Annotated in this window: 19 protein-coding genes; 15 read left to right on the forward strand and 4 right to left on the reverse strand. The window is 59.8% G+C overall.

Annotation, left to right across the window (positions count from 1 at the left end; genetic code table 11):
- Window positions 1–28: 28 nt before the first annotated feature.
- Window positions 29–2476 (reverse strand): glycoside hydrolase family 94 protein, encoded by a 2448-nt coding sequence (locus ACSEXW_RS24020; protein WP_438448725.1) that lies wholly within the window; start codon window positions 2474–2476, stop codon window positions 29–31.
- Between the two features lie 170 nt (window positions 2477–2646).
- On the reverse strand, window positions 2647–3696 hold the full coding sequence (locus ACSEXW_RS24025) for a LacI family DNA-binding transcriptional regulator (RefSeq protein WP_438448726.1): 1050 nt from the start codon (window positions 3694–3696) through the stop codon (window positions 2647–2649).
- 286 nt (window positions 3697–3982) lie between these two features.
- On the opposite strand from ACSEXW_RS24025, the gene ACSEXW_RS24030 reads away from it, so the two are divergent.
- From ACSEXW_RS24030 to ACSEXW_RS24040, 3 genes are all read left to right on the forward strand, one after another.
- Window positions 3983–5731, forward strand: a complete 1749-nt coding sequence (locus ACSEXW_RS24030) for a sensor histidine kinase (protein ID WP_438448727.1) — start codon at window positions 3983–3985, stop codon at window positions 5729–5731.
- Window positions 5724–7358, forward strand: a complete 1635-nt coding sequence (locus ACSEXW_RS24035; RefSeq protein WP_438448728.1) for a response regulator transcription factor — start codon at window positions 5724–5726, stop codon at window positions 7356–7358. The genes ACSEXW_RS24030 and ACSEXW_RS24035 overlap by 8 nt, the downstream gene beginning before the upstream one ends.
- Before the next feature lie 547 nt (window positions 7359–7905).
- On the forward strand, window positions 7906–8364 hold the full coding sequence (locus ACSEXW_RS24040) for a DUF3939 domain-containing protein (RefSeq protein ID WP_438448729.1): 459 nt from the start codon (window positions 7906–7908) through the stop codon (window positions 8362–8364).
- Window positions 8365–8380: 16 nt separating this feature from the next.
- On the opposite strand, the gene ACSEXW_RS24045 is transcribed toward ACSEXW_RS24040, so the two are convergent.
- Together ACSEXW_RS24045 and ACSEXW_RS24050 are read right to left on the reverse strand one after the other, a co-directional pair.
- Window positions 8381–9334 (reverse strand): alpha/beta hydrolase, encoded by a 954-nt coding sequence (locus tag ACSEXW_RS24045; protein WP_438448730.1) that lies wholly within the window; start codon window positions 9332–9334, stop codon window positions 8381–8383.
- 71 nt (window positions 9335–9405) lie between these two features.
- The gene (locus ACSEXW_RS24050; protein ID WP_438448731.1) at window positions 9406–9822 is read right to left on the reverse strand and encodes a MerR family transcriptional regulator; all 417 of its coding nucleotides are present in this window, start codon (window positions 9820–9822) and stop codon (window positions 9406–9408) included.
- 184 nt (window positions 9823–10006) lie between these two features.
- On the opposite strand from ACSEXW_RS24050, the gene ACSEXW_RS24055 reads away from it, so the two are divergent.
- The 12 genes from ACSEXW_RS24055 to ACSEXW_RS24110 all read left to right on the forward strand — a co-directional run bounded on the left by ACSEXW_RS24055 (window position 10007) and on the right by ACSEXW_RS24110 (window position 20585).
- On the forward strand, window positions 10007–10981 hold the full coding sequence (locus ACSEXW_RS24055) for an ABC transporter permease (protein ID WP_438448732.1): 975 nt from the start codon (window positions 10007–10009) through the stop codon (window positions 10979–10981).
- An 18-nt stretch (window positions 10982–10999) separates the two neighbouring features.
- Window positions 11000–11962, forward strand: coding sequence for a carbohydrate ABC transporter permease (locus ACSEXW_RS24060; protein WP_438448733.1), 963 nt, complete (start codon window positions 11000–11002; stop codon window positions 11960–11962).
- Between the two features lie 99 nt (window positions 11963–12061).
- Window positions 12062–13648 carry an ABC transporter substrate-binding protein gene (locus ACSEXW_RS24065; protein ID WP_438448734.1) on the forward strand — a complete coding sequence of 529 codons (1587 nt, stop codon included), beginning with the start codon at window positions 12062–12064 and terminating at the stop codon, window positions 13646–13648.
- Between the two features lie 204 nt (window positions 13649–13852).
- The gene (locus ACSEXW_RS24070; protein ID WP_438448735.1) at window positions 13853–14674 is read left to right on the forward strand and encodes an AAC(3) family N-acetyltransferase; all 822 of its coding nucleotides are present in this window, start codon (window positions 13853–13855) and stop codon (window positions 14672–14674) included.
- 46 nt (window positions 14675–14720) lie between these two features.
- Window positions 14721–15989, forward strand: coding sequence for a M48 family metallopeptidase (locus tag ACSEXW_RS24075; protein WP_438448736.1), 1269 nt, complete (start codon window positions 14721–14723; stop codon window positions 15987–15989).
- On the forward strand, window positions 15958–16761 hold the full coding sequence (locus ACSEXW_RS24080) for an alpha/beta hydrolase family protein (RefSeq protein ID WP_438448737.1): 804 nt from the start codon (window positions 15958–15960) through the stop codon (window positions 16759–16761). Before ACSEXW_RS24075 ends, ACSEXW_RS24080 begins: the two co-directional genes overlap by 32 nt.
- 14 nt (window positions 16762–16775) lie before the next feature.
- A complete protein-coding gene (locus tag ACSEXW_RS24085; RefSeq protein WP_438448738.1) occupies window positions 16776–17402 on the forward strand; it encodes a cyclase family protein in 627 nt (208 codons plus the stop codon).
- Entirely contained in the window at window positions 17399–18055 is a 657-nt protein-coding gene (locus ACSEXW_RS24090; RefSeq protein WP_438448739.1) for a VC0807 family protein, read from the forward strand. Before ACSEXW_RS24085 ends, ACSEXW_RS24090 begins: the two co-directional genes overlap by 4 nt.
- 44 nt (window positions 18056–18099) lie before the next feature.
- A complete protein-coding gene (locus ACSEXW_RS24095; RefSeq protein ID WP_438448740.1) occupies window positions 18100–18990 on the forward strand; it encodes a hypothetical protein in 891 nt (296 codons plus the stop codon).
- On the forward strand, window positions 18981–19187 hold the full coding sequence (locus ACSEXW_RS24100; RefSeq protein ID WP_438448741.1) for a hypothetical protein: 207 nt from the start codon (window positions 18981–18983) through the stop codon (window positions 19185–19187). Before ACSEXW_RS24095 ends, ACSEXW_RS24100 begins: the two co-directional genes overlap by 10 nt.
- Complete coding sequence (locus ACSEXW_RS24105) at window positions 19184–19486, forward strand: antibiotic biosynthesis monooxygenase family protein (RefSeq protein WP_438448742.1); 303 nt, start codon at window positions 19184–19186, stop codon at window positions 19484–19486. The genes ACSEXW_RS24100 and ACSEXW_RS24105 overlap by 4 nt, the downstream gene beginning before the upstream one ends.
- A 535-nt stretch (window positions 19487–20021) precedes the next feature.
- Complete coding sequence (locus ACSEXW_RS24110; RefSeq protein WP_438448743.1) at window positions 20022–20585, forward strand: MarR family winged helix-turn-helix transcriptional regulator; 564 nt, start codon at window positions 20022–20024, stop codon at window positions 20583–20585.
- The last annotated feature ends 12 nt before the right edge of the window (window positions 20586–20597 follow it).

The following is a 20597-nucleotide window of genomic DNA, read 5'->3' on the forward strand; positions in this document are numbered from 1 at the left end:
TCCGCATGAGTTCAAGCTGAACGTTTCCTTAATGCTCCGGAAGTCCCATCACGACCGTCACTTGGTGCACCCCGCCGTCGGTCTTCACCGGAATCAGGCTGCCTTGCACCAGGACGCCGTCTACGGTTAGGGATGCCACGCCATGGCTGACATGGTCCGGGTTGCGGATCTCGATCTCATAGGTGGCGCCGCGGAACTCGCGGGTGACCTTATAGCCGTCCCACTCCTTCGGAATGCAGGGGTCCACCCGTAGGCCGTACAAGTCCGGCTTAATGCCCAGGATGGCCTGGGTAATGGCCACATAATTCCAGGCCGCGGTGCCGGTGAGCCAGGAGTTCTTGGCTTCGCCGTGCCGCACGGCATCCTTGCCCGCGATCATCTGGGAGTACACATACGGCTCCATCCGGTGGATCTCGCTGATGTCCTCCAGATAGGCCGGAGCGATCTTGGCATACAGCTCGAAGGCCCGGTCCCCGCGTCCCAGCTCGGTCTCGGCGATCATGATCCAGGGGTTGTTGTGGCAGAAGATGCCCGCATTCTCCTTATATCCCGGAGGATAGGAGGAGATCTCGCCCAGGTTCAGGTAGTACTCGGAGTAGGGCGGGTTCTGCAGAACGATGCCGTAAGGCGTCTCGAGGCGCTCCTGCACGGCGTCCAGCGCCTTCTGTGCCGCACCATCCTCCACACCGATCCCCGCCATGACGCATATGCCCTGGGGCTCGATGAAGATCTGGCCTTCGGCGTTCTCCTTGCTGCCGACCTTCTGGCCGTAGTGATCGTAGGCCCGGAGGAACCAGTCGCCGTCGAAGCCGTGTTCCATGGTGGTCCGGCGCATCTTCTCGATGTGGGATTCGGCGCGGCTGGCTTCCTCCTCCATTCCCAGGTGGCGGCAGATCGCGGCAAAATCCGGACCGGTGAATACGAATAACCCTGCGATGAACACGGATTCCGCCACGCGTCCCTCAATGTTGGCCGTGGTCTGGAAGGACTCTCCCGGCTCCTTGGAGAAGCAGTTCAGGTTCAGGCAGTCGTTCCAGTCGGCCCGGCCGATCAGCGGCAGGCCATGGGGACCCAGGTTGTGGATCACATGGTAGAAGGAGCGCTTCAGATGCTCGAACAGCGTCGCCGTATTGTCCGGGTTGCAGTCGAAGGGCACCTGTTCGTCCAGAATGCTGAAGTCGCCCGTTTCCTTAATGTACGCCGCCGTGCCCACGATCAGCCACAGCGGGTCGTCGTTGAAGCCGCCGCCGACTTCGTGGTTGCCTTTTTTGGTGAGCGGCTGGTACTGATGATACGCGCTGCCGTCCTCGAATTGAGTGGATGCGATGTCGATGATCCGCTCCCGGGCCCGCTCGGGAATCTGATGGACGAAGCCCAGCAGGTCCTGGTTGGAATCCCGGAAGCCCATGCCGCGTCCGATGCCCGACTCGAAGTAGGAGGCCGAGCGGGACATGTTGAAGGTCACCATACACTGGTACGGATTCCAGATGTTCACCATCCGGTCCAGCTTCTCATCTCCGGCGGACAGCGTGTACTTGCCCAGCAGCACCTCCCAGTAAGCGGACAGTTCGGCTAAGGCCTGCTCCACGGCCTCATCGGTGGAGAACCGGGCGATCATGTCGTGAGCGCGGGTCTTGTTGATGACGCCGGGCTTCTCCCACTTCTCCTCCTCCGGGTTCTCCACATAGCCCAGCACGAAGACCATCGTCTGTTCTTCCCCCGGCTGCAGGGTCAGCTGGATGGAGTGGGAGCCGATAGGGGACCAGCCGCTGGCGACGGAATTATTCGAGCGGCCCGCCTCCACGGCCTGGGGACGATCGAAGCCGTTGTAAGCGCCGAGGAACGAATCCCGGTCCGTATCGAAGCCGTCGATGGGCCGGTTGACGGAGTAGAAGGAATAGTGGTTGCGGCGCTCCCGGTATTCGGTCTTGTGGTAGATGATGGAGCCCTCCAGCTCCATCTCGCCCAAGCTCAGGTTCCGCTGGAAGTTGGTCATATCGTCGTAGGCATTCCATAGGCAGAATTCAATGAAGGAGAATAAGGTCACGGTCTTGGCGGCAGGTCCGGTATTCTTGACGCTGACTTGATAGACCTCGCCGTTGAAATGCAGAGGGACGAAGGCCAACTGCTTTACTTCGATCCCGTTGCGCTCGCCGGTAATCGCCGTATAACCCAGCCCGTGCCGGCACTCATAGCGGTCCAGATCCCGCTTGACCGGCATCCAGCCGGGAGTCCAATAATCGCCGTTGTCATGCAGGTAAAAATACCGTCCGCCGTTGTCGAGCGGCACGTTATTGTACCGGTACCGGGTCAGGCGGCGTAAACGCGCGTCCCGGTAGAAGCAGTAACCTCCGGCAGTGTTGGAGATCAAGCCGAAGAACTGCTCGTTGCCCAAGTAATTGATCCAGGGATAAGGGGTTTTGGGGGTAGTGATGACGTATTCCTTGCGCTTGTCGTCGAAATAACCGAATTTCAAGATGTATCGTCTCCTCTCTTGATTCAAGCTTGAAAGCCTTATATAAACACGCGTTCGTAAACGCGCGTTCATACCGCGGGTAAAGGATCCCCTGCCTCAGAAACAGGGGAAAGGGGGCGGGCAAAGCTTGGGGGGCTCTCACGAATGGTGTGTCCGGAGATGGCCCTCGTTCAGCCCGGCGCCCGGGTGGACTCCCGTATGATGAGCTCCGACGGGAAGCTTATGGTGCCGAAGGAGGCGGAGCCCGCCTGGCGCAAACGTTCGATGGCCTCCACCGCTGCGCGGGAGATGTCGTAGATGGGCAGCCGCACGGTGGTCAGCTTCGGCGTCAGAAGTGAAGCGGCTGGCACATCGTCATAGCCGGCGATGGAGAGGTCCTCGGGCACCCGGACGCCGTGCTCGGACAGGGCCTGCATGGCGGCTATGGCCATGTCGTCGTTGGCCGAGAACAGCGCGGTGGGCAGCTGTCCCGAGCGGAGAAGCCGTCCGGCCTCCTCGTAGGCCGTCTGCTTCAGGAAATCGCCGCGGATCATATGCTCCGCGTTCATCCGCAGACCGTGCTCCAGCATGGCGGCTTCGTACGCCTTGTACCGCTCCCGGCCGGAGAAGGTGTCCATCCGGCCGGCCAGGAAGCCGATCTCCCGGTGGCCCAGGGAGATCAGATGGTTCATGACCGCAAGGGCGCCGTCGTAGTCCTTGGAATTGATGACGGACAGATGGTTGCGGTCCAGGCGGTTGGCGATGATGTCGGAGATGTCGTAGTCGATCAGGACCATGGGGGAACCCAGGTCCGCCAGCTCCCGGATCATCTCCGGGTCGTTGCCGGTGCCGACGATAATGCCGCCGTCGATCCTTTTTTGGAGGAAGGCTTGCTTGACCTTCAGAAAGTCCGTTCGGGAATATACGGTATGAATCAGGACGTAGCTGCCGCTGACGTTGGCGTTCTCGACGACGGCGTCCACGAACCGGGCGAAATAGCTGTTGTCGTAGATCCGGGTTACATCCGGCCGCTCGGCGGTGCTGACGATGAAGAGCCCGATGGTGTCGGTGCCCTTGCCGGCTAGAACCCGCGCCGAGGTGTTGGGCTCGTACTGGTGCTCCTCGATGATCTTCATGACCTTGCGCCGCGTCTCATCGGGCACGTTCGGATAGTTGTTGATGACGCGGGAGACGGTGCTTCTTGATACGCCCGCCAGCCGCGCGATGTCTTCGCTGCGCATAGTCCCTCCACTGGTGTTTGTGAACACGCGTTTATGCCTTCATTGTACCTTCATCCCCGTCCGTCTGGCAATAGCTTGGCGAAGAAATCACCATAGTGCTCAACAAGTGCCCGGATTAGCTAGATTGGGGGAGAGCCGGTGAATTATGCTGAAGGGATAGCGGAACAGGAAGGAATTGGGGATCCCGCTCCAGAATCTATACGCATCAGGAAGCGCTTGCGGGCTGACGGCAGGCTCATGGAGCCTTACGGGCTGGAGGCCGGAGCGGAATGGGGGACGTCATCACATGGAATGGATTCATTCGGTGCGGCTTAGGATCATCCTGGGCTTCGCCTTCGTGATAGCGCCGATCGTGGCGTTTCTATTCTTCAACAATGCCTATTCGATCCGGCTGGTAAGGGAGCAGCTGTCCAGCAACTATGACAATCTGCTGCAGCAGTACGTACAGAATACGGACAAAATGCTGGACGAGACCAGCCTTTATCTCTACCGGTTCGTGAATGATCCGGACTTTTCGACGCTGTACGCATCCGGTCCGGATTCCAATGAATATTATTTAACGAAGATCCGGATCTTCAACAAGCTGAACTCGGGGATCGGGTATTACAATGTGATCAGCTCGCTCTTTATGTACTCGCCGGCCTATAAGGAGCTGCTGCTGGCCAGCGGCGAGGACCACAACGCCCAACTGCTGGAGATCGGTCGACACATCGATGGACTGACCCGCTCGGGCGACGGCAAGTGGCAGCTGATTCAGACTTCTGACGGGTACGCCATCGCCAAGATTGCCGTCGTCTCCTCGGAGGTGGTGGCTGGCGTCTGGATCAAGCTGGATAATCTCATCGAACCGCTGCGGACCTGGAATCTGGGGCCGGAGGGGGAAGCGGCGGCCTTGGATTTGACGGGCGGGCGTTCCCTTCTGACTCCTTCCCGGATGAAGGGGGAGCTGTGGGAGATCTTCTCGGAGAAGGGGCCGGGCCACGCCGGGAATTACCTCCTGATCGACGACCCGTCTCTAACAGTCAAGAGGCTGCTCGTCAAGGCCGACTCCCCCTCCACCGGGGTCCGCTATATGCTGGCGGTTCCGGAGACGACGATCCTGAAGAGTCTCCCCTATTTCCAGAAGGTGGTCTACATCATTCCGTTCGGTGTGCTTCTGGTCTTGGGGCTGTACCTGTCCATTCTGCAGCGGGTGCTGATCGGCCCCTTCTCCGCGCTGATCCGCGGGATGCGCCGCATCGGCCAAGGCAAGCTGGACACCCGGCTCCACATGCCGAAGCGGGGGGAGTTCGCCTTTCTCATCAAGGTGTTCAACGATATGGCGGAGCAGATCCGTGCGCTGAAGATCAACGTCTACGAGGAGAAGCTCCGGGTGCAGCAGGCGGAATACAAGCATCTGCAGGTACAGATCAATCCTCACTTCTATATGAACAGTCTGAATATCATCTACAACCTGGCGGTGCTTAGGGACTTCACGACGCTGAAGAAGATGGCGCTCCATCTGGCGGACTACTTCCGCTTTACGATCCACAGCAACCGCAGTCTCATCACGCTGGCGGAGGAGCTGAAGCACATCGGCAACTACATGGAGATTCAGCGCCTCCGGTACCCGGACAATCTGACGTACGTCATCGATCTGCCGCCGGAGTTCCGGGAGCTGGAGCTCCCGCCGCTGACCGTGCAGCCTTTTGTGGAGAATGCGATTCTCCACGGCTTCAAGAACCGGAACCTTCCCTTTGAGATCCGGATTGAGGCGATAAGTGAGACCGGGTCAGACGGGATGGAACGGGTTCAAGTGTCGGTTCGGGATACGGGGGTCGGCTTCTCGGAGGAGTGGCTGCGGGAGTTCGCCGCCACGGACTGGCGGTCCATGCAGGGAGAGCATGTGGGAATCTGGAATGTGATGCGGCGCTTGGACATCCATTACGGAGAGGCGGCGACGGTCACGCTGGGGAATACGGAGGAGGGGGCGGAGGTGCTGCTCCGGCTGCCCCTCCATTACACGCCGATGGGGGAGGAACCGCAGGATGTATAGCGTGCTCTTGGTAGACGATGAAAAATATGCCGTCCGGGGCTTGGCGGCCGGAGTGGAATGGAGCTCGTACGGCTTCGAGACGGTGTACGAGGCATTCGATGTGGCCCAGGCTCAAGAGGTGGTCCAGCGGCATGCTGTAGATGTGGCGGTGCTGGACATCGAGATGCCGGGCCAATCGGGGCTGGACTTGGCGGAATGGCTGGCGGAGACGAGCCCCCAGACGGAGCTCCTCTTCCTGACGGGCCACGCCAATTTTGCTTACGCCCAGCATGCGATGGAGGTCGGCGCCTTCCGTTATCTGCTGAAGCCGGTGGATTACGACGAGCTGGGCGGTATCATCCGCCAACTGGCGGAGAAGATCCGGGCGGACCGGGAGCGGCTGGACTACCAGAGCACCTACCGCAAATATTATGCCCTGTGGGAAAACCAGAAGCCGATCCTGGTGGACCGGTTCTGGCAGGATGCAGCGGCTGGGCGGATTCCCGCCCGGACGGAGCGCCTGGAGCCGATGCTGCGCCAATACGACATTCCTCTGGCGGCGGACGGCCGGGTTCGGCCGGTCCTGATCAGCATCGAGAAGTGGGAGATGGAGTTCGGCGCGCGGGACGAGGAGATCATGGAGTACGCCGTCCGCAAGGCGGCGGAGGAGCTGGTGCTGAACGGCGACCCAGGTGTGGTGGTGGGAGAGCGGAGCGGCAGCGGCCTGATCTTGTTCTACTTGCCGGGAGAGGGAGAAACGGCAGCGGAAATCCCTCCGGAGGAGGCGGAAGGGGAACTGACGGAGCGATGCAGTTCCTTCATCGCCTCGTGCAACGAGTATTTCCACTGCCGGCTGTCCTGCTACGTGGGCCAGCCAGTGGAGGTGGTGGCGCTGGCGGGTGCCTACCAGACGCTGCTTGCAGCGGAGCGGGACAACGTTACCGCGACGAACAGCGTCATGAACGCCGCCGAGGCGGAGGGCTGCCCCGACGGTGCCGTGCCCCCTCCGCCCTTCCAGGAGTGGGCTCCTCTCCTGGAGACGGAGGACAAGGAGGCGCTGGCGGAGCGGGTGGAGCGGTACTTCCGGCGGCTGGATCAAGGCCGGCCTACGTCGGAGGCGCTGCAGGCCTACTACTTCGGCTTCGCGCACCTGATGCTGGAGGGCTCCCGAAGGAAGGGGCTGCCGGCGCCGGAGGTGCTGTCCGTCTGGGAGGCTGTGGCAGGTGCGCCACCCGTCAAGTCCCTGCCCGCTCTCCGCAATTGGTCGGCGCAGCTGGTGGAGCGGCATTGGGCGGCATCGCCGTCGGGGAACGGGGGGCACTCGCCCGTTATCGCCAAGGTGATCGACTACGTCAAGGCCCACCCGGAGGGGGAGCTGGGCCGAGAGCAGCTGGCCGCCACGGTTTTTCTGAACCCGGCCTACCTGTCCCGGCTGTTCCGCAAGGAAACCGGCGTATCCCTGACGGAGTTCATCCAGGAGGTGAAGCTGGAGCATGCCATGAAGCTCTTGGCCCACTCGAACCTGAAGGTGGGCAGCGTGGCGGAGGCCATCGGCTACACCCATTTCTCCTACTTCGCCAAGATCTTCAAGAAAGCGTCGGGTCTCTCGCCCCACGAATACCGCAAGCGCCACCGGAAGCTGCCGTAGGAGCAGGTGGATGTGGGAAGTGACACCCGCAGGCACATACGCTGCAAAATAGCTCCGAAAGGAGCTATTTTGTGCAGCTCGAGGCTCCCGCTCGATACAATAGCCCCGATCGGGGCTATTTCTGTTCGGAGCGCCCCCAGCAGGCGCATGCGTGACAAAAATAGCTCCGAAAGGAGTTATTTTGCAGTGTTCGAGGCATCCGCTCGTAGAAATAGCCCCAAACGGGGCTATTTCTGTTCAGAGCGCCTCCAGCAGGCGCATGGTCACGGGTTCAAGAATTTTGCACCCGCGGTTTTCCTTGTTCGTTCGGGTTGCTGGGCCTGGTTGGGCTGTTCTGGGGATTGTTTTTATCGGGCTTGGCTTTCGTGCTCATGGTCGTCTTCACCTCCTGTTCGGTCCGTTAGAAAGTATGTCACCAAACCGGGTTCCTTATGAGAGGACCAATCTGCAAGATTTGTTCACAATTCTCTTACACGGGCCGGAGGGGTCGGACATATGCTATAATAGGATTAAGAAAGCGCATACAATCCAAAGGGGGCTGGTTCTCATGTTCGGGATGAAGAAGAAGCCTAAGGTGGTCTTAGGGCCGCCGACCGTTGCTGTCACGCTGGCTGAGGTGAAGTCGTTGGTGCGCGAATTCGAACAGCATTTGCCCAAAGGAATGAACCGGACCGTGCTCATCGGTCCGGACAACGAGATCAACTTTCACTTGCTGATCCCCTATCTGCACGGCTTGCCCAGCCGGAAATTCTACATGTCCCGGGAAACCTTCGAGATCTTCCCGGAGGAAGAGCGGCACATTCCGTATTGGCTGGATATCGTACAGCGGGCGGTGGACGCCTATATCGTCGAAGAGGGGGCGGCTCCGGTCGTCTTCGGAGACGTGAAGCGAAGGATCAACTGCGCGCTGCTGCACCAATATTACCTGTTGAAGGAGCTGCCGCCCCTGGATTTCTACCTGAGCGATCAGGAGGATCTGATCACGCATATCCCGGCAGTGAAGTAATTGCTCCCCGGGTTTCTCAGACGCTCCACAAAGCCGTCTCCAGCCGGCCCCGCATGAAGGCGCCGATCCGGGAGACGGCTTCGCGCGCTTCGGGGAGCAGGTGGGCGAGAAGATGGAAGACGCACCACATGTCCTCCCAGATCTCCAGCGTAACCTCCGAGCCGTCCGCCTTCAGGCGGCCGGCCAGCCGTTCGGCGTCGCTCAGCAGCACCTCCTGGTCTCCCGCCTGGATGAGAAGAGGAGGCAGCCCGGCCAGGCTCATCCGAAGCGGCGAGAGAATCGCAGGCGGCTCCCCCGATTGGCCGCCCCAATACGCTTCGAAGAGCTGTCGGTTCCCTTCCAGGCTGCCGGTGGGATCGGCCTCCGCATTGCTCCGGTAGGATTCGCCATCCAAGTGCACCAGATCCGCATGGGGCGAGATCAGAAAGGCGCCTGCAGGCAGCTCCTCTCCCGAGTCCCGAAGCGCAAGCAGGGTCATGAGGGCGAGGCTGGCCCCTACGGAATCGCCTCCGAGGCCGATGTCACCCGGCGCGTATCCCTGCTTCAGCAGCCACCGGTAGGCCGACAGCGCATCTTCATTGGCCGCCGGGTACGGATGCTCCGGCGCCAGCCGGTAGTCCACCTGCAGCACCGGCGTCCCGCACGCGAGGGCGATGCGCGAAGCCAGCGGACGGTAGAAGGCGCAGGTTCCTGCCGTGAAGCCTCCCCCGTGCAGATAGAGTATGGCTTTCCTCCGATTATTCTCCCCCGGGCCGGCTCCAGGCCCCTCTTCCGGCTCCAGCCACTCCCCGTACAGAGGGCCGACCTGAACGGATGTGACCCGGACCCCCGGCACCTCCGGCCACCGGGCCGCTGCCGTCATCATCTCCTCGCGAATCTGCTCCACGCTCTTTCCTGTCGAGCCCGTCTGTCTCAGGAACGCCTTAATCCCTGTTAACTGCGCCGCATCCGTTCGTGGGGTGCTCTTCATGTACCATTCCTCCTGCCGTTTGATACGGCAAGCATAAAGCCTGTAGCCGGGTACAAGGTCAAGAGGCTTTTTTATTCCTCCATCTGCAGAATCCTCAGCGTGTCCCGAACTCCCGGGTGGCGTTCGGCAGCCAGCAGATTGCCCCGAAGTCCCGCCAGCGCTTCCTTCGTGCGTTCCAGCTCTGCGATCTCCCGGTCCAACTCCGCCAGCTTCCGGTCGATGACCCCGATGAAGTCCTCCACCCGGATGGCTCCAGGCCCCCCCTCTCCGGATTTGTCCAGCGCCTTGCGGATCTCCTTCAGGGTGAAGCCGCACGCTTTGGCATTCTTAATGAAGATCAGACGGCCCAGCACCTCCTTCGGATAGATCCGGTACCCGGCATCCGAACGGGAGGGGAGGGGGATCAGCCCGTTCTTCTCATAATAGCGCAGGGTCTCCATGTTGACGTCCGCCAGCTTGGCCAGCTGTCCGCGTAAATATCCGTTCATCCGACGCCCAACTCCTTCAATATTCCTGCCCTCATGGTACCATTCCGGACCAGTGCTTGAGAATACTGGAAGTCACAATAGTGACTGAAAGGTCATTCCGTTAGATAGTTGCGTGCGCTGCGGCGGGATACAATGACACTATCGGGAAACCAAACAACATACAGATAACCGAGGAGTGGTAGCCATGTCTTCCCCCATCCAAGCCGCAGCACCCGCAGGTCCCGTTCCCCGGACCGGGCGCGCAGCCGGATTCTTCAAGACCGTCCGCCGGTTCAAAGTGTTCTATGTGATGATGCTTCCGGCTATATTGATTCTGGTGTTCAACAATTACGTGCCGATGCTGGGCGTCTTGATCGCATTCAAGAACATCAACTATACGGACGGCTTCATTCACAGTCCCTGGAACGGCCTGAACAACTTCAAGTTCCTGTTCGATACGGCCGTCGCCTGGGAGATCACCCGCAACACACTGGCCTACAACGTTGTGTTCATCGCCATGAACCTGATCATGGGCGTCGCGCTGGCCATCATGTTCAGCGAGATGCGCAGCAAGTGGGCGGCCAAGTTCCATCAGAGTACCATGTTCCTGCCGTATCTCCTGTCCTGGGTCGTCATCGGCTATCTGGTGTTCTCCTTCCTGGGAGCCGAGCACGGACTCCTGAACACCTGGCTGTTCCCCAAGCTGGGATGGGATCCGGTAGAGTGGTATACGGAATCCAAGTACTGGCCGTACATCCTGCCCATCGTCAACACCTGGCGCAACGTCGGTTACTTCGCCGTCATATACCTGGCGTCCATGCTGGGTGTAGACCCGGAGTATTATGAGGCGGCTCTTATCGACGGAGCGACCAAGCGCCAGCAGATCATGCAGATCACCATCCCGCTCATTCGCCCGGTCATCATCGTCATGACTCTGCTACAGATCGGAAGAATCTTCTATGCCGACTTCGGCCTCTTCTTCCAGGTTACGCAGAATGCGGGAGCGCTCTATCCGACCACACAGGTGATCGACACCTACGTCTATCAGACCTTCCTTGTCATGGGGGACATCGGGATGTCCTCCGCAGCCGGCTTATTCCAGGCCTTGGTCGGCTTCCTGCTGGTGCTGGGTACGAACCTGGTGATCCGGCGCATCAGCAAGGAAGACGCATTATTCTAACGAAGGAGGCCACCCCACATGGAGGCAAAAACCAATCTGACCCGCACCGCTCCGGCCGGCGGCGTCCGCAAGCCTAAATTCTACGGAGCCAACGCCATCTCAGCTAAGACCGATTTCGCCATCAACGTCTTCTTCACCATCTACACCGTGCTGTGCCTGCTGCCGATTCTTCTGGTCTTCATGGTCTCCATCTCGGACGAGAAGACCGTGCTGGTGAACGGCTACAGCTTCCTCCCTGAGAAGTTCAGCCTGTCCGCGTACCGGTTCCTGCTGGAGGATTGGCACCAGATTCTCCGCTCCTACGGCGTGTCGCTCTTCGTGACCATCGTTGGAACGGCGGCGAGCCTGCTCATCATGGCGCTGTATGCGTACCCGATCTCCAGGCGGGACTTCCCCCACCGGAACGGCTTCAGCTTCTTCATGTTCTTCACCATGCTGTTCAACGGCGGCCTGGTGCCTTGGTACCTGGTCTACACCCAGATGTTCAATCTCAAAAACACGATGGCGGCCCTGATTCTGCCGCTCTTGGTATCTGCCTTCTTCGTGCTGATGCTGCGCACCTTCTTCAGCACCACCATTCCGATGGAGCTGCTGGAGGCCGCCAAGATCGACGGGGCGGGAGAGTTCCGCATCTTCGCTCAGATGGTGCTTCCGCTGTCGCTGCCGGTCATGGCGACGGTGGCCCTGTTCCAGACGGTCAACTATTGGAACGACTGGTTCTTGAGCCTGGTCTTCATATCGGGAACCGAAAAGGTGAGCCTGCAGTTCTTAATGTACCGGACCATGCTCGATATCCAGTTCCTGTCCTCCAACGTGCAGGCAGCCCAAGGCTTGAGCCAGCAGGGCGGACTGGTGAACGTCCCGACGGAGACAGTCCGGATGTCCATGGCGGTGATGGGCATCGGCCCCATCGTGTTGGCGTATCCGTTCTTCCAGCGGTACTTCATCAAGGGCCTGACCATCGGTGCGGTCAAAGGATAAGACGTCAGGCGGCATGGACGCTGTGAATTTTCCTTGTAGCTATTGCCGGAATTTCCGGTTAGCATAGAAGATGGAGATCAAAGGGAGGAAAAGAAGAAAATGGGCAAAATGAAGAAAACAGGACTTGCGGTTCTGGGCTTGACGATGACCCTGTCCGCAGCTTTGACAGGCTGCGGGGACGACAAGGAAGCGTCGTCCTCTGTCGCCCCCAGCAAGGCAGCCACGGCATCTCCGGCCGCTGCCACCACGGTGGCTTCGGAGTCGCCGGCTGCGGCTCTGAAGCCTGCCAAGCTGCGCATGGTGTTCCCGGGTACAGCCCAGAAGGACCAGGCCGCCGTCACCCAAGAGATCAACAATTACTTGCAGAAGAAGATCAACGCTACCGTCACCATTGAGCCGATCCAGTGGGGCCAATGGGACAACAAGGTGAACCTGATGGTTGCCTCCCGCGAGGAAGTCGACGTGGTGTTCACGGCCCAATGGACCAACTATGCGGTCAATGCGGGCAAGGGCGCCTTCCTGGCCCTGAACGACGACAAGGGCAAATACGGCAACCTGCTGAAGAAACACGGACAGGATATTTTGAAAGCGTTTGACGCCAATATCATGAAGGGCTCCCAGATCGACGGCGTCAATTACGCCGTACCGACGCTGAAGGAGATGGCCTCCCAGGGCGGCATCGTGTACCGCTCCGACGTGGCACAGGAGCTCGGAATTGACGATAAGGTGCAGAAGGCCCAGACCATCGAGGAGCTGATTCCGCTCCTGGAGACGGTCAAGGAGAAGAAGCCGGACTTTACGCCCTTGTTCCTGCGGGATGGGGAGAACTTTAACAGCCACTATTTTGCCAACTGGGATTTTCTCGGGGACAGCAACGTGGAGGGCGTCATCCTGAAGGACGAGGATGCCGTGAAGATCAAGAACCGGATGGAGATCGACCGGTACAAGACGATTCTGAAGACCACCCGCGACATGTTCAACAAAGGGCTGATCAACAAGGACGCCGCCACTACCCAGCTGTCCACCAACGACGCCATGAAATCCGGCAAGGTGTTCATGGTCGTAGCCCCGCTTAAGCCGGGCAAGGACTCTGAGGTTGCCGCAGCCGTCGGCTTGGCCGGCAAGCTGAAGCAAGTGGCGCTGAACAAGAAAACCACCGCAACCAGTGAAACGGCAGGCTCCATGCTGGCCATCAGCAGCACCTCCAAGGAACCGGAGCGCGCCATGATGCTCATCAACCTGCTGCACACCGACAAGTACCTGAACAACCTGCTTAACTTCGGTATCGAGAACACCCACTTTAGGAAGACCGGCGACAACTACGTCGATCCGACGGATAAGACGGGCGACTACAGCCCGGGCGCATCGTGGATGTTCGGCAGCCAGTTCCTGAACTACATCTGGAAGGATGAGCCCCGCGACAAGTGGGACCAGTTCAAGAAGTTCAACGAAGGCACCCACTTCTCCAAGGCTCTGGGCTTCACCTTCGACGTGAACGAGGGTATCAAGAACAAGGTCGCCGCCACCATCACCATCCGGAAGCAGTACGACCCGGCTCTCGACACCGGCTCCGTGGATCCGGACAAAGTGCTGCCGGAGTACCAGCAGAAGATGAAAGCCTCCGGCGTAGACGATATCCTCGCCGAGAAGCAGAAGCAATTCGACGCCTTCCTGGCGAAGAAATAAAGGAAAGGGCGGCTGCGGCCGCCCTTTTTGTTTTTGCAGGTTGCCATTGCGATAGCAGCCGCTTGCTTAAGCCGGACTCCGGACATCCGAGTCCGGCTTCTTCATGCCAGAGCTTCCTGCCTAGATGCAGCCGGTCCGATTGGAGTATACTGGAAGCATCGCAAGTACGAACGAGGTACGACTAGGGAAGGGAGTCCGACTGCCATGTTTACCAAAGAATCCTTGAAAGATCAGCTTCGAGGCATGAATCTGCCTTCCGAGGGGACGCTGCTGGTCCACTCCTCCATGAAGAGCATGGGAGAGGTGGAGGGCGGGGCCGATACGGTGCTAGACGCATTGTCCGAGCATATGGCGCCGGGGCTTCTGGTGCTGCCTGCTCACACCTGGTCCTATATCAACGCGGAGAACCCACGCTTCGATGTGCGGGAGTCTCCGGTCTGCGTCGGCATCCTGCCGGAGCTGTTCCGCAAGCGGCCCGGCGTGGTCCGCTCCTGGCACCCGACCCATTCCGTAGCGGCTCTCGGCAAGGAGGCGGAAGCATTCACGCGAGGGGACGAGCACTGCGATACCCCCTGCGCCCGAGACTCCGCCTGGGGCAGGCTGCTGGACCGCCAAGCGGTCATCCTCCTCGTGGGCGTGGACTTAAGGCGCAACACCTTCATTCACGGCGTCGAGGAGTGGGTGGGTATCCCGGGCCGAATGACCGATGCCCATCAAGCGCTCCTTACCGTCACGCCGGATGGCCGGGAGATTCCGGTACCGTCCAGACGGCACTGCGGATTGTCGTGGTCGGCGCATTTTTGGAAGGTGGAGGAGGTGCTGGTCCGCCGCAGGGCCATGCGGTACGGCTTGCTGGGCAATGCTCAGGTCCGGATCTGCGACACCGTCAAGCTGACCGAGGTGCTCACGGAGATGCTGCGTGCGAATCCGGATCTGTTCTCTGACAACGAGCCCATGCCGCGGGAGGAGATCGAGAGATGGAGCCGTAGACCCGGTTGGGAATCATCCCCCCATATGCTAAGATAGAACTGGAAAAAGCTAGCACTCCATCCTGGCTGCCGGAGGGACAGACATGCCGTCCAATCGATACATCCGACGATACCTCGTCTTCTTCCTGCTCTATGCCGCCGCCATGGGCTTGTATCTATGGCTGACCCGGGCCAATACGGTTCCGGCTCCCTACAAGGGCGGGCCGGCCGACCCGGCCACCTTTATGAACGCCCGGGAGCTTCGGGTGAGCGAGGTGTATTCCGCCCAGCGAAACTGGCTCTTCTTTATCGCCTATCCTTGGGAATGGGGCATCTACATCCTTCTTCTGTTCAGCGGCTGGGCCAAGAGGCTGGAGGCGGCGATGGAGCGGAGGGGCCTGCCCGGGCTGCTCCGCTACCCTTTGTTCGCTGGGGCGGTGAACGCCATAGCCTTCTTCTCCTATCTGCCCGTCCGGTATATCGGCTACCGTCTGTCGCTGGCGAACGGCATCTCCACCCAGACGCTACCGGGTTGGCTCCGCGACAAGCTGGTGGGCTTCGGCACCGATACGGTGATCCTGGCCGTCGTCACCACGGTCGCTTTCTGGTTCATCCGCCGCGGCGGACGGTGGTGGCTGAAGCTCTGGCTGCTGTCCGTCCCGTTCACCCTCTTCATGATGTACATCCAGCCAGTGGTGCTGGACCCGCTCTACAACCAGTTTACCCGGCTGTCCGATCCGGTCCTGGAATCCAAGATCCTGACCCTGGCGGATCAGGCCGGGGTACCAGCAGACCGAGTCTACGAGGCCGATATGTCGCGCAAAACCAACGCGCTCAATGCCTACGTGAACGGGATCGGCTCCAGCCTGCGCATCGTGCTGTGGGATACGCTGTTCCGCCTGGAACAGCGCGAAATTCTCCTCATCGTGGCCCATGAGATCGGCCATTATACGATGCATCACCTGGAATGGAGCGCTTTCGGCGCCATTGTCTCCTCCTTCTTCCTGCTGCTCGTCGGGCAGGCGGCCCTCGTCTGGGTCATCAAGCGCTGGGGGAGACACTGGGGCATCGACCGGGTCAGCCGTGCAAGCGCGGTGCCGGTGGTGCTGCTTGTGCTCAGCCTCATCACCTTCATCACGCTGCCCGTCTCCAACGCAGTCTCCCGGCGGGCCGAAGCCGCGGCCGACGACTACGCCATGCGTCTGATCGGCAGTGCCGAGGGAGCGGTCAGCATGAATCAGAAGCTGGCGAAGACCACCTATGACGATGTGGATCCGCCGCTTTTGGTGCTGTGGTTCCGCTCCACCCATCCCTCCGCCATGGAAAGGATTCTGGCTGCCGATGCTTTCGATACCCGGGCCAAGCGCCCTTAAGCCGTTGCGCTTCTATCTCCTGGCCGGGGTAGGCACAGCGCCCAACTTCATGGGCGGTCTCCAGGAGGATCTCCGGCGCCGGTTCGCGGAGGCGGGCTTCCGGGCGGAGGGCAGCCTGCTCTTTCCCTACAGAGACTGGAGCCGCCGCATGCTTCCCCAGATCCGGGAGGTGTGGCATGACATCCGCCTGCCGCAGGACCGGCTGGACCGCTCCATAGGGGGACGGCAGGCGGCGGAGCGTATCCTCGCGGATATCGGGGAGGATGCCCCGTCCGTTCCCCTTGTTCTGCTGGGACACAGCGGCGGTGGAACGGCGGCTCTTCATGCGGCGTATCGGATGGAACGGACATCCGGAGGAATCGGCGGCCGCATCCGGGCCATCGTGCAGATCGGCTCCCCCCGCAGTCCGGTGCCTCCGGAGCTGCGGGGGCGGACGGCCTACTGCTACGCAGTCCGGGTCAACGGAAGGCGCAAGGATCCGGTGTGTCTGGCCGGTAGCTGGAGCACGCTTGATCGGCGGGATCGGCAGAGCGGCCTGGATGAGAGGGACGGCGGTCCCTTGATCCAGCCGCACCGGATCCGGCCAGGCAGGCGCTGGAGGAGGCAGACCATGCCGCCCGGCACCTTGTTTGCCCTTCCGCTCTTAGGCGGCCATCCGGATTACTTCCGCACCCACCTGGCGGACAGCAGGGGCCGCACGAACCTGGAGCTTACCCTGGAGGCCGCTTGGGGCTTTATCATGGACCGCCTTGGAGACCAGCTAAGCAATTAGAGGAGGGAATACCCTTGCTTATCGATTTGACCCATTCCATCCGGGACGGCATGCCCGTCTATCCCGGCGACACGGAAACACAATTGATCCAGACCGCTTATCTTACGGCGGATCACTATAACGGCTTCGAGCTGGGAACCGGCATGCATGCGGGGACTCACATCGACGGCCCCATGCACATGCTGGACACGGATCGCACCATCGGTGCCATTCCTTTGGACCTCTTCATCGGCCAAGGCTGTTTACTGAACGTGACCGGAGAAGAGGTCATCTCCTACCGGCCGGAATATGAGCAGCTGATCGCAGAAGGGAGCATCGTGCTGCTCCATACGGGGCATGACGCCTTCTACGGGCAAGAGGAATATTATACCCGGTATCCGGCTCTATCGGAGGAACTGGCGGAGCTCTTCGTCCGGAAGTCCGTGAAGATGGTGGGCACGGACACTCCCTCCCCCGACTACAATCCCTTTGCCATACACCGCCGCCTCTTGTCCCAGGGTATTCTGATCCTCGAGAATCTGACCAATCTGGGTGCACTGGTCGGCATCGGCTCGTTCGAGGTGATCGCGCTCCCTCTCAAGATCGAGGCGGACTCCTCCATTGCCCGGGTAATAGCGAGGACCGGACAAGGGCCGGCATGAAGAACCGGGCGGTCTCAGATCTGATCTTTTACCTCATTCTCCCTTATGGAATCTGGCATCTGGGGAAAGGCCGGGCGGATGACTATGTCCTTATTATTCTGACTACCGTACCCGGCATCCTCTACACGTTGTACACCTTGCTGCAGGCCCGCCGGTTCAACTTTACCGGGTTGTTCGTGCTCGGCACCCTGCTGGTATCATCCATCATCGATCTGGCGGCAGGCAGCCTGAGGAACCTGTTCTTCTATGGGGGGGCCTACTCCATGTTTATGGCCCTGCTCTTCCTGGGCTCCGCCCTGCTGCGCAGGCCCTTGACGCTATACTTCTTCCTGGATGTAGCGGAGCTTCAGGGCCACAGCCGGGAGGACAGCCGCAGACTGTTTGCCCACCCCCGTCTCATGCAAATCTTGTATGGGATTACGGGGCTGGAGGCGGCGCAGCGTCTCATTCTGTGTGCGGCGAAATTCTACGTGGCTCTTTATTGCTACAACCCGCAGGCCCGAGAGCTCACGATTGGGTATGACCATTTTTTGCTGTATCAGAGGTTGCTGGGATGGGGCTTCGGCGGTCTGCAGCTTCTGCTCGTTGCCGTATTCCTGAGAAGGATTCACGGGATTCTGAAGGGAATGGGGATCGAGCCGCCCGCGGTGTGACGCCTTGATCATGTAGAACCGGGAGATGTAAGGAGGAGAAACTCATGAATGAGGAGCAAGCGGAACGATTCCTGTGGACCCATGCCCGTTTGTTGGAGCGGGCCATGATGGAGTACCACTTCCTTGGGGGCTCAGGGCAGCAGGTGATCGATGCTCTGCGCTGTTATCAACGGGAGGACGGAGGCTTCGGGCATGCGCTTGAGCCGGATATAAGGGCACCCGAAAGCCAACCCGTATTCGTGGAGTTTGCGCTGCGGACCTTGTATGAATGCGGACTTCGAGACGAAGAGATGGCCACCCGGGCATGCCGGTATGTGGCGGAACGGGCCGATCTGAAGGCAGGGATTCCGAGCCTTTACCCCTCCGCTCGAGCCTATCCCCGGGCAGGACACTGGGAGAACCCATTCTCGGAACGGCCATCCCCGAGCCGCCTAACAGGACTGATCGGACTTCTGGCTTGGCAAAAGGTGGAGCATCCATGGCTGAAGGAAGCCGTCAAGTACGGTCTCGAGGACATAGCTTCATGCCGATACGAGGATGCACATACCATCCTGACGGCCTTCTGCCTGTTGGAGAGTGCGGCGGCGGAGTACGATGTAGAGCCGCTCCGCAGGAAGCTGGCCGGGGAGCTGGAGCAGGCCCGGTATTTCATTGCGGAAACGCCGGTGAGGGAGTATGGGCTGACGCCGTTGGATTTTGCCCCCCATCCGGATGCCTATTGCCGTTCGCTCTTTAGGGAGGAGCAGCTGGCGGCACATCTGCTGGAGATGGAAGCCACGCAGCAGGTGGACGGAGGATGGGCGATCGGGTGGGAGCCTCCCGGGGAGACGGCCCGGTGGGAGTGGCGGTCGATTAAGACGCTGAACTGCTTGCGAAGCCTTCGCGCCTACAGGCAGTGGAGCTCGGCAATGGGAACAGCTAGCCTATGGAGCTGATCAATACGGTTCTACTGTTGGCGATTCTGCTCGTGCTGCTGAGAATGAACAGCAAGCTGAGCAGACGAGACCCGCATAGAGAGGAATCGCTGCGCGACCGATTGAGGTCGGAGAACCGGCGTACGCTGGGGCTGGATCAACCGACGCAGCAAGAGAATGAAACCACGAACGAAGATTCAGGGGGAGGATTACGATGATATTAGAGGCCGTTATACTGAACATCAAACCGGGCATGAGGGAATCCTTCGAAGTCAGCTTCCGTGAAGCTTCTCCTCTGATTCGCTCGATGAAGGGCTACATCAGTCATGAGCTGCAGCTTTGTATGGAAGCGGAGGACCAGTATCTGCTGCTGGTCCGGTGGGAAACCTTGGAGGACCATACGGAGGGCTTCCGCGGCTCCCCGGAATACCAGCAGTGGAAGGCGCTGCTGCATCACTACTATGATCCGTTCCCAATCGTGTATCACTACAAGGATGTGGACTTGAGCGAAGCTTAGCCTGTGGTTGCGGGGGCATCCTAAATCGCGGGCACCTGCTGGGGCAACGTCGAATAGGATGAATGTATCGAAGGAAAAACCTGTTGACGGCATATTGCTTCGCGTGATAGGATAAAGCCATCCCGAGTATATCACACTAAACTAATCGGAATTATATAATATGTTGACCGGATAACCGGAAACACAGATCAGCTTAACCCGCTGACTCTGTGTTTTTCTTTTTTACTGGAAAGGTGGATTCCGAATGAACGGGCAAGAACAATGGAGCAAGACGTTTACCCGGTTGGTAGAGGTGGTGACGGCCATTGCCGGCTTGGCCTTGGGCTTCTGGCTGCTATGGCATTAAACCTGTGCCGGGCAGCTGTCTAAGTCCCCATTGTTTAACGTTCATTCTCTTAACGTTCATTTTATGAGTACGACCCCTATCATATCGCCGATTGGACAACCAAAGGCTCCGCTACCGCTCTTCCTTCGCCGGAATTGCGGACGGGGCCTTTGCCGTATCCGTATTCGGAGCAGGAGGGAAGGCAGCTGCATGATGGACGAGGAACAATGGATCCTGCTGGAGGAGGCGGATGAATTCTTCCGCAAGATGGTCCGCCGGTTCGTGAAGGAAAGAGACAAGGTCACCGTAGAGGGAGTCACGCTTCCCGGACTCCTCATTCTGCACAAGCTGCTCCGTGACGGTGAGCAGCGCCTGGGGGATCTGGCGGAGCAGCTGGATCTGACTTCCGGCGCGGTCACGGCCCTATGTGACAAGCTGGAGAATCTGGGCTGTGCCGTAAGGCGCAGGCTGCCCGAGGACCGGCGGACGGTGGTGCTCGGGATAACCGGGAAGGGCCGGGAGCTATGGCTTCGCAACCGCAACATCGGACAGCGATGTATGACGCTTCTGTTCGAGGGCTTCTCGAAGGAGGAGCTTTCCGGGCAGATCCGGGTCTACCGGCATGTAATCGACAATCTGGAGCGTTTCTCCTCGACCCTGCTGGAGCTGGCGAAGGAGAATGCGGAGCATACCGACGCCCGACCAGCCAACGGAGCGGGACAGCCGGAGAGCAAGCCGGACGATTACCAGGGAAGGCATTATTTATCTTATTAATCCACTTGAAGA

Origin of the sequence: Oryzibacillus soli (assembly GCF_051594765.1) — a bacterium.
GTDB lineage: Bacteria > Bacillota > Bacilli > Paenibacillales > NBRC-103111 > Paenibacillus_AR.

Excerpts from the sequence above, each read along its gene's own strand:
- ACSEXW_RS24025 (WP_438448726.1), bottom strand. The coding sequence starts at position 3,696 with ATGCGCAGCGAAGACATCGCGCGGCTGGCGGGCGTATCAAGAAGCACC.
- ACSEXW_RS24030 (WP_438448727.1), top strand. The coding sequence starts at position 3,983 with ATGGAATGGATTCATTCGGTGCGGCTTAGGATCATCCTGGGCTTCGCC.
- ACSEXW_RS24035 (WP_438448728.1), top strand. The coding sequence starts at position 5,724 with ATGTATAGCGTGCTCTTGGTAGACGATGAAAAATATGCCGTCCGGGGC.
- ACSEXW_RS24040 (WP_438448729.1), top strand. The coding sequence starts at position 7,906 with ATGTTCGGGATGAAGAAGAAGCCTAAGGTGGTCTTAGGGCCGCCGACC.
- ACSEXW_RS24045 (WP_438448730.1), bottom strand. The coding sequence starts at position 9,334 with ATGAAGAGCACCCCACGAACGGATGCGGCGCAGTTAACAGGGATTAAG.
- ACSEXW_RS24050 (WP_438448731.1), bottom strand. The coding sequence starts at position 9,822 with ATGAACGGATATTTACGCGGACAGCTGGCCAAGCTGGCGGACGTCAAC.
- ACSEXW_RS24055 (WP_438448732.1), top strand. The coding sequence starts at position 10,007 with ATGTCTTCCCCCATCCAAGCCGCAGCACCCGCAGGTCCCGTTCCCCGG.
- ACSEXW_RS24060 (WP_438448733.1), top strand. The coding sequence starts at position 11,000 with ATGGAGGCAAAAACCAATCTGACCCGCACCGCTCCGGCCGGCGGCGTC.
- ACSEXW_RS24065 (WP_438448734.1), top strand. The coding sequence starts at position 12,062 with ATGGGCAAAATGAAGAAAACAGGACTTGCGGTTCTGGGCTTGACGATG.
- ACSEXW_RS24070 (WP_438448735.1), top strand. The coding sequence starts at position 13,853 with ATGTTTACCAAAGAATCCTTGAAAGATCAGCTTCGAGGCATGAATCTG.
- ACSEXW_RS24075 (WP_438448736.1), top strand. The coding sequence starts at position 14,721 with ATGCCGTCCAATCGATACATCCGACGATACCTCGTCTTCTTCCTGCTC.
- ACSEXW_RS24080 (WP_438448737.1), top strand. The coding sequence starts at position 15,958 with ATGCTTTCGATACCCGGGCCAAGCGCCCTTAAGCCGTTGCGCTTCTAT.
- ACSEXW_RS24090 (WP_438448739.1), top strand. The coding sequence starts at position 17,399 with ATGAAGAACCGGGCGGTCTCAGATCTGATCTTTTACCTCATTCTCCCT.
- ACSEXW_RS24095 (WP_438448740.1), top strand. The coding sequence starts at position 18,100 with ATGAATGAGGAGCAAGCGGAACGATTCCTGTGGACCCATGCCCGTTTG.
- ACSEXW_RS24100 (WP_438448741.1), top strand. The coding sequence starts at position 18,981 with ATGGAGCTGATCAATACGGTTCTACTGTTGGCGATTCTGCTCGTGCTG.
- ACSEXW_RS24105 (WP_438448742.1), top strand. The coding sequence starts at position 19,184 with ATGATATTAGAGGCCGTTATACTGAACATCAAACCGGGCATGAGGGAA.
- ACSEXW_RS24110 (WP_438448743.1), top strand. The coding sequence starts at position 20,022 with ATGATGGACGAGGAACAATGGATCCTGCTGGAGGAGGCGGATGAATTC.